Origin of the sequence: Patiriisocius marinus (assembly GCF_008974325.1) — a bacterium.
GTDB classification, from domain to species: Bacteria; Bacteroidota; Bacteroidia; order Flavobacteriales; family Flavobacteriaceae; genus Patiriisocius; species Patiriisocius marinus.
Genome location: NZ_BKCG01000005.1, coordinates 197,107 through 211,075, shown reverse-complemented (window position 1 = coordinate 211,075; position 13,969 = coordinate 197,107). Strand labels below are relative to the sequence as shown.

Here is a 13,969-nt window from a genome sequence, read left to right as displayed (position 1 = left end):
AAAAACAGTATGAAAACAGTAAAACTTACAACATTATTAACGCTATTGTTATTTGTGACTAGTCAAATCAACAGTCAAAATGCCGATGTGGATACAGAAGAACAAGCGGTCATAGAAGTGATGAAGTCGTATAAAGATGCCATTCAAAACCTGACTACAGACGGTACTTTCGAACTTTTTACGGAGGATGCTACAATTTTTGAACAAGGTAAAGTAGAGGGCACTTATAAAGAGTACATTAATGGGCATCTAGGTCCAGAATTAGGTCACTTTAAAAGTTTTACATTTTCAGATTATAAAATTAATGCAAATGTCAATTTACCGTATGCATATACAACTGAAAATTACCTGTATAAGATAGTTTTAAAAGGTGACAAGGCTAAAGGGACAGAGGAGCGAACCATTAAAAGTAAAGGAGTTGCTACTTCTATTTTAGAAAAAATAGAAGGCAAATGGAAAATCATACACTCACATACTTCATTTAAAAAGTTATAATTCAATTGATTGTTAAATAGATGTTATGAAAAACATATTAGTGCCCACAGACTTTTCAGATAATTGCGATAAAGCAGCAAAACTGGCTATTAAAATCGCAACACTTTTCAAATCCGAAATTCATTTTTTACATCAATTGCATACACCTGTAGATTGGGTAAAACTCGATAAGGAAAAGGAAAGTAATTATCCTGATACGCTTGCAGCAATAGGTGATGCCAAAAGTAAATTAAGAGCATTAGATATGGAGGCAGAACATAAGGGTTTAAAATCAAGAACCTTTTTACAATTTGTATCAGACAATCAAGCAATTGTAGAACATTCTCACGATTTTCATCACGATTTTATTGTAACTGGAAGTAAAGGTATTCAAAAAGGATTCTTAAGTAAATTATTGGGTAGTAACGCCCAAAAGATTATTCGGAATACTCGTGTGCCTATTTTGGTTGTTAAGGAAAATGAAGTAATATTTCCTTTTAAAAATATTGCATTTGTGTCAGACTTTAAGGAAGATATTTCCAATGCATTTAAAACAGTTGAAGAAATTTCAAAAAAATGTAATTCAAAAATACACTTGTTAAACATCAACACAACAACAGATTTTAATAGCGTTGAAGATGGTTTGGAGCCTATTAAAGATTTCATAAAGCATTTCCCAAACTTGGAAAACTATCAGATGCACGTTTATAGTGAAACTAATGTAGAAAGTGGTATCCAAAAATTTGAAGAATCCATTGATGTAGATTTAATTGTAATGTATACCCATAGCAGAAAGGGATTATCAAGTATGTTTTCAAAGAGTATTGCCGAAGATGTAACGAATCATTCAAAAAAACCAGTGATGACAGTTCATCTATAATATGAAAAATTACGATACTCTTTCAGAGGCTATGAACAGTTTAAAAGCTGATGGCTATACCTATGATTTCAATATATGCTCGGGACATATAGAATGCAATTCTTTAAAATTAAAATTACACCCAGAAGATTTTGAGGTTGATAAGATGTATCGCTTTGAAGGTATGAGCAGTACCGACGACAATAGTGTGCTTTACGCTATATCTTCTAAAAAAGGAATTAAAGGCTTATTAGTAGATGCCTATGGTGTCTATGCCGAGAACATTTCCGAAGCTATGCGAAAAAAATTAAGATAAAATGAAACCACCAAAAATAAATAATCAAAAACTTTCATTAATAGGCTCTGTATCATTAGGCACAGGCGTGATGATAGGTGCTGGTATTTTTGTCTTAATGGGTCAAATAGCAGAGTTGGTAGGCGATTTGTTTCCCATTGCTTTTATTGCAGGTGCCATCGTGGTTGGGTTCAGTTCTTATTCTTATGTAAAATTTTCAAACGCGTATCCTTCATCTGGAGGTGTTGCAAAATTTTTAACAAAAGCGTATGGACCAGGTACTGCTGCTGGGTCTTTCTCATTATTAATGTACGTGTCTATGGTAGTTGCAGAGAGTTTAGTTGCAGGTACTTTTGGAGCTTATGCATTGCGACTATTTCCACAGGAATATTCAGGATATGCAGCAGTATTAGGTGTGGTTCTTATAGGTCTCGCTTACATTATAAATATATCCGGTAACAAGATTATTGAAACTACGGCTACGTTTACAGCAATTATTAAAGTAATTGGCATTGTACTGTTGGCAGTTTCAGGATTGATTATTTCAGGCTTACCGACCATCACGGGGAATTATGTAGCGAGTAGTAGTCAATCCTTACCCGAAGGTTTCGGTTTTATAGCTGCTTTGGCTTTATCTATACTTGCCTTTAAAGGATTTACAACTATTACGAATCAGGGAGGGGATATTAAAAATCCACATAAGAATGTTGGGCGTTCCATAATTATTTCAATAGTTATATGCACCATTATTTATGTTGTTTTGGCCTTATCAGTTGCTGGAGCATTAGGTGTTGAAGAAATAATTATAGCAAAAGATTATGCTTTGGCGGCGGCAGCAAAACCAATATTTGGCGAATGGGGTTCTATATTAACAATTATTCTTGCAATTATTGCTACGGTATCTGGGGTAATAGCTAGTGTATATTCCGCTTCAAGAATGTTAGGAATGTTAAGTAGTATGAAACAAGTGCCCAATTTAAACATCATTCAAAAACTTAAAAATCCAGCACTCATTTTCACGGTTTCTTTGGCAATACTTTTGACTATTTTGTTTGACTTAACTCGTATAGCTTCCATAGGTGCAATCTTTTATCTGATAATGGATATTGCAATTCACTGGGGACTATTTAGACATCTTAGAACAGAAGTAAAATTTAATCCAGTTATTCCTATAATAGCAATAGTAATGGATGTAGTTATTTTATCTGCATTCATTTATTTAAAATATATAAACGACCCCTTCGTGCTTATAGTAGCAGGAATAGGTATCATTCTTATATTCCTTTTTCAATTCCTTTTTATGAAATCTCATACTGATAGTGATGGTAACATGCATATGGAAATGAAGATGGATGATGAGGGAATGATGAAAATGTAAAATTTAGAAAATTATGAAACACACCTATCACATACAAGGAATGACCTGCAACGGTTGTCGAAATCACGTAGAGCAAACACTTTCTAAAGTGGAAGGTGTTACTAACGCCTCGGTAAATTTAGAGAAAGCAGAAGCTACAATCGAAATGGAATCTCACATTGCAATAGAGACGTTTCAAGAGGCTTTACAAAATGATGGTGGTCGATATAGTATTCATAATTCAGAAGAACACCAACACCATACAAAAAAGGCAAATAAAGAAGAACCAAAAGGTAAAGGAGCTGGCACCTTCTATTGCCCAATGCATTGCGAAGGCGATAAAACCTATGACAAGCCAGGCGATTGTCCTGTCTGCGGTATGGATTTGGTCGAAGAGCAAAATCTATCAGTAGTAACTTCAGAACAATGGACCTGCCCAATGCACCCAGAAGTCGTAAAAGACGAAGCTGGAGCTTGCCCTATTTGCGGAATGGATTTAGTCCCAATGGAAGCCGATAGTTCAGCAGAAGAAAAAACGTATAAAAAGTTAGTAAAGAAGTTTTGGGTTGCTGTAGCCTTCACACTACCTATTTTCATAATCGCTATGAGTGAAATGATTCCTAATAATCCATTATACGATATAATGGAGCAAAAATGGTGGAACTGGATTCAATTCGGGCTATCTATTCCAGTTGTGTTTTATGCCACTTGGATGTTTTTTGAGCGTGCCTACCGAAGCATCAAAACTTGGAATCTCAATATGTTCACGCTTATTGGCATAGGTGCCGGCGTTGCGTGGCTTTTTAGTGTTTTTGGAATGTTGTTTCCAGATTTTTTCCCCGAACAATTCAAAACAGCATCTGGTGCGGTTCACGTTTATTTTGAGGCCGCTACCGTAATTCTCACATTGGTATTGATGGGTCAAGTTTTGGAAGCCCGTGCGCATAGTAAAACCAATTCCGCAGTAAAGGAATTATTAAAGCTCGCACCCAATAAAGCAATTAAAGTAGTTAATGGAAATGAAGAAGAAGTTTCTATTGACCAGATTGAAAAAGGCGATATACTACGAGTGAAGCCGGGCGATAAAATTCCTGTAGATGGTAAGATTACTGAAGGCAAAACAACTGTGGATGAGTCGATGATTTCTGGCGAGCCAATACCTGTCGATAAAGTTGAAGGTGATAAAGTGAGCAGCGGTACAATTAACGGAAACCAGTCTTTTTTAATGAAAGCCGAAAAAGTAGGTAGCGACACCTTGCTTTCCCAAATTATACATATGGTAAACGATGCCAGTCGCAGTCGTGCACCCATTCAGAAATTAGCAGACACGGTTTCAGGTTATTTTGTTCCAGTTGTAGTTGTTATTTCACTCATCACATTTGCGGTTTGGGCAATTTGGGGTCCAGAACCTGCATATGTCTATGCATTGGTCAATGCCATCGCGGTATTGATTATTGCTTGCCCTTGCGCTTTAGGATTGGCTACACCTATGTCAGTAATGGTGGGCGTGGGTAAAGGTGCTCAAAACGGAGTGCTGATTAAAAATGCCGAAGCGCTCGAAAAAATGGATAAGGTAGACACGCTCATCGTGGATAAAACAGGAACCATAACGGAAGGAAAACCAACGGTAGAGAAAATAGGTGTTTTTGGAGACCGCTTTCGCGAAAGCGAGATTCTAAATTTTATCGCATCCCTAAACAGTTCCAGCGAGCATCCACTTGCCGAAGCTACCGTGAAATATGGAAAGGAACAGAAAACTGAAATATCCAAAACCGAAAACTTTAGCGCAGTAACAGGAAAAGGCGTAGAAGGAACAGTTGATGGAAAAAAACTCGATTTGGGAAATGCAAAGATGATGGAGTACGCAAATGCTACGCTATCCTCTGAAATGCAAACCGAAGCAAAATCTTTTCAGAAACAAGGTAAGACAGTTTCGTATCTATCCATTGATGGCGATGTTTTAGGATATGTAGTAATAGGCGATAAAATCAAAGAAACAAGCGCTAAGGCAATTAAGGAACTTCAAGAAAAAGGTATTGATGTCATTATGCTTACGGGCGATAATCACGATACAGCTCAAGCCGTAGCGAGTGAATTGAACCTTGCAAACTTTATGGCAGGAATGTTACCCGAGAACAAACTTGATGAAGTCAAAAAATTACAGGAACAAGGCAAAGTCGTAGCAATGGCGGGCGACGGTATCAACGACGCACCAGCACTCGCTAAGAGTGATGTAGGTATTGCAATGGGTACGGGAACAGATGTCGCTATTGAAAGTGCGATGATAACGCTTGTAAAAGGAGATTTGCACGGCATCGTAAAAGCAAGGAATTTAAGCCATAAAGTAATGCGGAATATTAAGCAAAATCTATTTTTTGCTTTGATATATAACACACTCGGTGTACCTATTGCAGCAGGAGTATTGTTCCCGTTTTTCGGAATTCTACTCTCGCCTATGATTGCTGCATTGGCAATGAGCTTTAGCTCGGTTTCTGTAATCGTGAATGCACTTAGACTTAAAACAAAATCAATTAACTAAACCATACTTATATGAAAAACAGTATCATTCTTTTATGCCTTATCCTCTTAGTCTCTTGTAAAGAAACTTCAAAGAATGCGCAAGAACCACAGAGTGAAGAAACGACGGAGCAAAAAACAAAAAGTGCTGAACCAGATAAGAAAAAACCATTGAGTCCACATACAAGTACAATGGCAATGGTGGGAGATGCACACATCCATTTTGACTATTCATCGCCCGGAGTTCGTAATCGAATCGTTTTTGGAGGATTACTTCCTTATGACGCTGTTTGGCAGGCAGGTGCACATAATGCAACTTGGATGGAAACAAATAAAGATTTAACCATTGATGGAAAAGTATTGAATGCTGGAAAGTATGGATTCTTTGTTATTCCTAATCAAGAAGAATGGACAATCATTTTTAATACCAATTGGGACCAACACGGTAAGGATGAATATGACGAGAATAATGATGTATTGCGATTTAAAGTAGCCCCTAAAATTTCCGAAGAAATCAAGGAACATCTAGAGTACAAAGTAACTAAGGTTAACAATACATCAGGCACAATTAGTTTAAGTTGGGAAAAGGTCATTGTTGAATTTCCATTTGAAGTAAACTAAAATGGTTAAAAGAAAGACAGCTCTTAAAATTAGAAAAGCACATCGCTATTTGGGCCTCTTTTTAGGCGTTCAATTTTTGATGTGGACTATTAGCGGAATGTACTTTAGTTGGACGGATATTGATGAGATTCACGGTGACCAATTTAAAAAAGAAAATCCTGAGCAAGCTGCATTTGTGGATTTGTTGGGAAGTTCTCAATTAGGTATTCAAGAGCCTATTAGATCACTAGAGCTTCTTGAAATAGCAGATGCACCTTACTATTGGATTAATGAAGCAACACTTTATAATGCGCTTACAGGAGTAAAAAAAGATAAACTCACAGAACAGGAAGCAATAAAAGTAGCGGAGCGTTATATGTTGTCTGATTTAGAATTTAACCAAATACAAAGGATTGAAACTGTTGGCGATCATCACGAGTATCGCGGAAGACCTTTGCCAGCTTATGAGATTTCATATAGAACTGATGAAAACCTTAAGGCTTATGTGGCAATTGAGAATGGGGCTTTTCAAACAGTACGTCATCGAGATTGGCGCTGGTTCGACTTCTTATGGATGACCCATACAATGGACTATCAAGGGCGAGACAATTTTAATACAATAGTCCTAAGAGCTTTTTCACTTTTAGGATTAATAACAGTACTCAGCGGGTTTTTACTGTGGTATACAAGTTCGCCTACTGTTAGAAAAATGAATAAAAATAAACGTAAATAATTAACACTAAAATTAACTATTATGGAAAATTCAATGGAACACAAAAACAACAAAGAGGGAATGAGCCAATACACAAAGTTTTTTTTGATGCTGGGAGCATCATTTATAGCAATGTATATTACAATGTATTTAAATACGTATGAGTTTGACCACGTAAGATTTAGCCTTACCAGATTTTATATGGTTTGTCTGGGTATTTCTACAATGGCTGTAATAATGCTGCTTTTTATGCTTGATATGTATAAAAATAAGAAGAAGAATATCGCCATCTTAATAGGGAGTGCTGTATTATTTCTTGGTGCGTTAGGATTAGTACGTGAGCAAAAATCTACTGTTGGGGACGTACTTTGGATGAAAGCTATGATACCTCACCATTCCATAGCAATATTGACCAGTGAGCGTGCAGATATTAAAGATCCAGAAGTAAAAAAATTGGCCAACGATATTATCAAAGCACAACGTAAGGAGATTGAAGAAATGAATGCGATGATCGAACGTTTACAAAACGAGAAATAATAGTATGAAAAAGAATATTCTATATATAGGGGTTGCTTTAGTTATTGGCTTATTAGCAGGATGGTTACTTTTTGGTAATTCTCCATCGTCAGATATAAATACAACTGCTGAAGCTCACAACCATTCAGAAGAGACTACAAACCAAATGTGGACGTGCTCGATGCATCCACAAATTATGCAACCAGAACCAGGCGATTGCCCTATATGTGGGATGGATTTAATCCCAGCAGAATCTAGTGCAGAAGGTCTAGCTGCAAACGAGATTAAAATGACAGAAAATGCAATGGCGTTAGCTAATATTCAAACAACAATTGTAGGTAATGGCGCAACTTCTGAAGATGATGGTATTATTTCACTTTCAGGAAAAATTGCAACAAATGAAGAGAACAATGCTGTACAGGCTAGTTATTTTGATGGAAGAATTGAAAAGCTAAATGTAAGTTACGAAGGGCAAACTGTAAATCGTGGTCAATTACTGGCCACTATTTATGCACCTAACCTAATAGCTGCTCAACAAGAACTTTTAACTACGGCTGCTTTAAAAGAATCGCAACCTGCATTGTATAAAGCAGTGCGAAACAAGTTGAAACTCTGGAAGCTTTCAGATAAACAAATCGAAGCAATCGAAACCTCTGGCAGAGTGCGTGAGAATTTCCCAATATACGCCACGGTTTCTGGAACCGTTGCTATGGTTATGGCAGCAGAAGGTGACTATGTCAAACAAGGTCAACCCATTCTAAGAGTAAGTAACCTCAACTCTGTATGGGCAGAGTTTGATGCTTACGAAAATCAAATATCACAATTTAAAAAAGGTCAGAAAATTAAAGTATCTACAAATGCGTATGCAAATAAAGAGTTTGATGCGACCGTTTCATTTATAGATCCCGTTTTAAATAATGCAACGAGAACGGTAACCGTACGAGCAACTTTGAGTAATAATGACGATTTATTTAAACCAGGGATGTTTGTCACTGGAAAAATCGAAGGAACTACTCAGACTACATCTTCTGGAACCGTAACTATTCCTGCAAGTGCTGTTCTTTGGACAGGAGAACGCTCATTAGTTTATATCAAGACCAATCCTAATGAACCTGTATTTGAAATGCGAGAAGTAACGCTTGGTAATAGATCTGGAGAGAATTATCAAGTTTCTACTGGTTTAAAAGATGGCGATGAAATTGTAACCAACGGGACGTTTACGGTAGATGCTGCTGCACAATTGCAAGGAAAAAAATCAATGATGAATCAAGGAAAAGTTGTTGAAGAGATGGCAGATATGCAAGCTATGAAAATTGACCTACCTCAAACTTTTCAGAAAGATCTTCAAACAGCTATGACGTCTTATTTAGAGATGAAGGACGCTTTTGTAACAAGTGATGCTGGTCAGGTTTCCGCTTTCGCAAAAGCGGCATTTAAAAAGTTTAAAGGGATTAAAACAGATGATTTAGGTAAAATGGAAAAATCACATTTTGAGCAGTCCCTCAAAATGCTAGATGCTATTTCAAGTAATGAAAATATAGAAAATCAAAGAGAACACTTTGTTATTTTAAATGAAAACCTAATTGCACTGGCTATGAATGCAGAGCAAGGTTCTAATACTCTGTACGTACAGAAATGTCCTATGGCAAATAATAATAAAGGAGCCATCTGGATGAGTTTAGAAAAAGATATACGTAATCCGTACTATGGAGATGCTATGCTTACTTGTGGAAGCGTGATTGAAGAAATCAAATAAAAACCTTTGCAATCCAGTTGCATCATAATTCTGTTATCTTTGTATTGTGAAAATTTTTACTCTCATATTCTCTTTATATCTGCTCGCGCTTAATTTTGCGCCTTGCAGTGATGCAAATGTTGACTCTTCTGAGGATAGTACGCAAATAGAATTTTCACAAATTGATACTGGAGATCACGACCACAATTTACTTGATACGTGTTCCCCTTTTTGTCATTGTCATTGCTGTCACGTTCACACGTTGGATTTTGGATTAAATATTTTAGACCTTTACCACCCAGCGGACTATAAACTTTCTACTGTTTATTTTGACAGCATAGGTAAGGATATTTCCCTTTCCTTATTTCAACCACCACGGGCATAATTCAGTTTTCATAGGATAGCTATATCCTGTTTTAATATTTCTTTTTAGGAGATATTCATTGTGTTTTCGCTTTCGTGAAAGCGCATAAACCATTTATTAACTGAATTAATACCACAATTAAATGATTAATAGAATCATTGATTTTTCAATCAATAACAAATTCATTATTGGGTTACTCACCTTTGCACTTATAGGTGCAGGGATATGGAGTATAACACAAGTGCCTATAGATGCGGTACCAGATATTACAAATAACCAAGTACAGGTAATAACTCAATCACCTAATCTAGGGACAGAAGATATTGAGCAATTTGTAACCTATCCTGTCGAAATAGCAATGAGTAATTTGCCTAATGTTCAAGAGATACGATCTGTATCTCGTTTTGGGCTATCAGTAGTTACCATCGTGTTTGATGACGATATCGGTACGTATTTGCCACGACAGTTAGTCGCAGAAAAACTGCCCGAAGTACAAGAACAAATACCAGCAGGATTTGGAGAACCAGCTATGGGACCTATATCTACTGGGTTGGGTGAAATTTATCAATATACGCTAGAGATAGATGATAAAATGCGTGATAAGTATACCGCAACAGAACTGCGTACGATGCAAGACTGGATTGTACGTCGCCAGATGTCTATGGTTCCAGGTGTGGTAGAAGTCAATGCCTTTGGTGGTAATCAAAAGCAATACGAAGTGGCTGTAGATCCTAATGAGCTACGAGCCATTGGTATCACGATTTCTGACGTTTTCTCAGCTTTAGAAAACAATAATCAAAATACGGGAGGTGCTTATATAGAGCGTAATCATCAAGCAAATTTTATACGTGGCGAAGGTCTAGCAAGAACAACTTCTGACATCGAGAATATGGTTGTAAAAACCATAAACGGTATTCCAATTAAGATTAAGGATGTGGGGACTGTAAATATAGGAAGTGCAGTAAGATATGGTGCGCTAACTAAAGACGGAAAAGGCGAAGCCGTTGGTGGTATGATTCTAATGCTTAAAGGAGCAAATTCTAACGAGGTTATTGAGAATGTGAAAACTCGAATGGAGCAAATTCAAAAATCTCTACCAGAAGGCGTGAGCATTGTTCCCTTTCTAGACCGAAGTGAGTTAATTGCAGAGACTACTGGAACGGTAACTGGTAATTTACTGGAAGGTGGTTTAATAGTCATTTTTGTTTTAGTTCTCTTATTAGGAAACTGGCGTGGTGGCCTTATTGTAGCCTCTACCATTCCGCTATCTCTTCTTTTTGCATTCATTTTGATGAACGTTTTTGATGTATGGGCAAACTTAATGAGCTTAGGTGCTATCGATTTCGGGATCATTGTTGATGGCTCTGTAATCATTGTAGAAGCCACAGTTTTCTTGATGTATTCCTACATAGTTAAAAAACAAGAAGTCGATAAGAGTAACGCTTTTGCGAAAGCGGAAAACAGAAAATCACTCAACGATGAAATAGCGGCAAAAGCATCTAAAAAAATGATGAATGCAGCCTTCTTTGGTCAACTTATTATCCTTATTGTATTCCTTCCTATTCTCGCACTAGAAGGTGTTGAAGGTAAAATGTTTCAACCTATGGCGCTCACATTCATCTTTGCAATGATAGGTGCAATGATATTGTGTCTTACCTACGTTCCTATGGTTTCAGCGTTATTTCTTCGTGTGCCTAAAAATGATAAAAAGTCATACGGAGATAAATTTGTGCATTGGGTGGAACGTAAATATGAACCGCTACTTACTAAATCGCTGAGTAAAGGAAAGGTAATCATAAGTGTTGCTGTTGCTCTTTTTGCGGTTGCCATATTTGCCTTTACAAAAATGGGCGGAGAATTTATACCGCAATTAGATGAAGGTGATTTAGCATTTCACGCCATTTTAAAACCGGGAAGCTCACTTACTGAAACTATCGAAACCACAACAAAGATTGAACGTATTGTGAAATCTGAATTTCCAGAGGTAAAAACCATCATCAGCCGTATAGGTGTTGCAGATGTACCTACAGACCCAATGCCTATGGACATTGCAGATGTGTTTGTGATTTTAAAACCCAGTGATGAGTGGACATCAGCTAGTTCAAAAGAAGAACTGCTGGATAAAATGAAGGAAGCTGTGAGCATTGTGCCTGGTGTCAATTTTGAATTCACTCAACCTATAGAAATGCGATTTAATGAACTGCTCACAGGTGTACGTGAAGATGTTGCAATAAAGCTTTTTGGCGAAGACCTAGATATATTAGCGAGCAAAGCTGAAGAGATGGGCAAAATTATTGCAAGCGTTCCTGGTGTGGCAGATATGAAGGTGGAAGCGATAGACGGCTTGCCTCAAATCACTGTAAACTACAATCGGAACAAACTGGCACAATATGGCTTAGAAATCAATCAGCTTAATAGTGTGGTACAGGCATCATTTGCTGGTGGAAAAGCAGGTGTCATATTTGAAGGAGAAAAAAGATTTGACCTTGTTGCGAGGTTAAAAGCTGAAAACAGGACAAGTATCAATGACATTCAAAATCTATTCATCAATTTGCCATCAGGAGCTCAAATCCCTTTAAAGGAATTGGCAAATATCTCTTATGAACCTGGACCTATGCAAATAAGTCGTGATAATACAAATAGGAGAACATATGTAGGTATTAATATTAGAGGTCGTGATGTAAAATCTGTTGTAGAGGATATACAAGTAAGACTGGATGAGCAATTTGAACTACCACCAGGCTATTTCTTGCGCTATGGCGGTGCTTTTGAGAATTTAGAACGCGCTAGTAATCGTTTACAAACCGTTGTACCTATTGCGCTTTTACTCATTTTTATTCTTATTTATTTTGCCTTAAAATCATTCCCACAAACGTTAATGATTTATCTCGCAATTCCTATGGCAACTATTGGTGGAGTGTTTGCCTTATGGCTTCGTGATATGCCATTTAGTATATCTGCAGGTGTTGGTTTTATTGTACTCTTTGGAGTTGCAGTTCTTAATGGACTTGTTATGATAAGCGGTCTTAATGAGCTTAAAGAAGAAGGTGTTACTAATTTAAGAGACAGAATTGTAGAAGGTACAAAGCGCAGGATACGACCTATTATGCTTACCGCATTGACAGATATCCTTGGGTTTTTGCCTATGGCCATATCATCATCTGCTGGCGCTGAAGTACAACGACCACTTGCAACCGTAGTAATAGGTGGATTATTGACTTCTACTTTACTTACGCTGTTTATTCTTCCTATTTTTTATCAATGGGTAGAAAAACGTTCAGAACGTAAAGTAAAACTCAATCCTAACTATGTAACTGCCACAGCAATTGTCTGTTTATTGTTTACCATACCAAGTGCAAAAGCGCAAGAAGTCGCGAGTAGAATGGACACAACTATTGTTCAGCAAGAAAGCTATCCAGAGATTGTACTAGATAGTGCTGTAACTATGGCAAGACAGAGCTACCCTTCATTGCAAACTGGCAAACTGGAAATACAACGTCAAAATGTGCTCAAGGCTAGTGCATATGATTTGGGAAGCACGCAACTTTTCACTGGTGGAGAAGAAATAGCGAGTGGTCAGGGAATTTATACATTAATAGGAATTGGACAGCAGAACATTGATTTACTAAGCATAGGCGCAAAAAAGCGATTACAAAAACAACGTATTGCACTAGCTGAAGCAGCTTATAACCTTACAGAAATTCAAGTTACCCAAGAAGTGAAAAATTCTTGGTCAGAAGTTTTTCAGCAAAAACGTAAGATGAAGCTATATAAGGAGCTAGACTCTATTTATAGTCAGTTTTCAAAAGCAGTCGAACTTAATCTGGAAGTTGAAGCTATTTCGCGATTAGAATATGCATCTGCAAAAAACCAGGTATTGCAAATTAAAAATAAGTATCAACAAGCGCAACGAGATTATACCATAGCATTACAGAAATTAAATCTCTGGTTAGGTTCAGAGATTGTTTATACGGTGCCTGATGACTATCAATCTAATGTCCTTGGTTCCAATTTCAATAAGAATGTAAGTCAGCATCCAGAACTATTGCTTTCGCGGAAGCGTGTAGAAGAAGCCGAAGCTAATTATGATGTAGCACGAGCAAACTTGTTACCTACATTTAATTTACAAGGTGGTATCCAGCAAGTAAATGGAAATAGTGGTTTTTATACCTATCAAGCAGGTATATCAATTCCTCTTTTTTCAGGTTCTGATAAAAGTCGAGCTAAAGCAGCAAAAATAGCGAGCCAAATAGTTACTGCTGACGCTGATTTTAAAGAGCGACAGATTGAATCGGAATATCAACAAGCATTGCAAGCTTATCAAAAGTGGGAAGAAGCTTGGCAATTTTATAAAAATGAATCCTTACCACTTGCAGAAGAGCAACGTAAAGGAGCATTGCTCGCTTATAGAGAAGGTGCTGTAGATTATGCTGCATTTACACAGATTATTCGTGATGCTATACAAACAGAAATGGATGCGCTAGAAGCATTAGAACAGTATTTAACCGCATTATTCAAACTTGAATATTATACCTTATAA

At 37.1% G+C, this 13,969-nt stretch carries 11 protein-coding genes; all 11 read left to right on the top strand.

Annotated features, from left to right (window positions below):
* The first annotated feature begins 9 nt into the window (after positions 1-9).
* Positions 10-495, top strand: a complete 486-nt coding sequence (locus GBH57_RS10945; protein ID WP_144782597.1) for a YybH family protein — start codon at positions 10-12, stop codon at positions 493-495.
* A gap of 25 nt (positions 496-520) precedes the next feature.
* Positions 521-1,354 (top strand): universal stress protein, encoded by an 834-nt coding sequence (locus GBH57_RS10940; RefSeq protein ID WP_151674527.1) that lies wholly within the window; start codon positions 521-523, stop codon positions 1,352-1,354.
* Between the two features lies 1 nt (position 1,355).
* A complete protein-coding gene (locus tag GBH57_RS10935) occupies positions 1,356-1,649 on the top strand; it encodes a phosphoribosylpyrophosphate synthetase (RefSeq protein WP_144782601.1) in 294 nt (97 codons plus the stop codon).
* A gap of 1 nt (position 1,650) precedes the next feature.
* A complete protein-coding gene (locus GBH57_RS10930; protein WP_151674526.1) occupies positions 1,651-3,006 on the top strand; it encodes an APC family permease in 1,356 nt (451 codons plus the stop codon).
* 13 nt (positions 3,007-3,019) lie between these two features.
* On the top strand, positions 3,020-5,524 hold the full coding sequence (locus GBH57_RS10925) for a heavy metal translocating P-type ATPase (RefSeq protein ID WP_144782605.1): 2,505 nt from the start codon (positions 3,020-3,022) through the stop codon (positions 5,522-5,524).
* Between the two features lie 11 nt (positions 5,525-5,535).
* On the top strand, positions 5,536-6,123 hold the full coding sequence (locus tag GBH57_RS10920; protein WP_144782607.1) for a DUF2911 domain-containing protein: 588 nt from the start codon (positions 5,536-5,538) through the stop codon (positions 6,121-6,123).
* A gap of 1 nt (position 6,124) precedes the next feature.
* Entirely contained in the window at positions 6,125-6,835 is a 711-nt protein-coding gene (locus tag GBH57_RS10915) for a PepSY domain-containing protein (protein ID WP_151674525.1), read from the top strand.
* A 21-nt stretch (positions 6,836-6,856) separates the two neighbouring features.
* Positions 6,857-7,351 (top strand): DUF305 domain-containing protein, encoded by a 495-nt coding sequence (locus tag GBH57_RS10910; protein ID WP_151674524.1) that lies wholly within the window; start codon positions 6,857-6,859, stop codon positions 7,349-7,351.
* Positions 7,352-7,355: 4 nt separating this feature from the next.
* Entirely contained in the window at positions 7,356-9,086 is a 1,731-nt protein-coding gene (locus tag GBH57_RS10905) for an efflux RND transporter periplasmic adaptor subunit (RefSeq protein WP_151674523.1), read from the top strand.
* Between the two features lie 46 nt (positions 9,087-9,132).
* Positions 9,133-9,450, top strand: a complete 318-nt coding sequence (locus GBH57_RS16375) for a DUF6660 family protein (RefSeq protein ID WP_373865837.1) — start codon at positions 9,133-9,135, stop codon at positions 9,448-9,450.
* Between the two features lie 121 nt (positions 9,451-9,571).
* On the top strand, positions 9,572-13,969 hold the full coding sequence (locus GBH57_RS10900; protein WP_151674522.1) for a CusA/CzcA family heavy metal efflux RND transporter: 4,398 nt from the start codon (positions 9,572-9,574) through the stop codon (positions 13,967-13,969).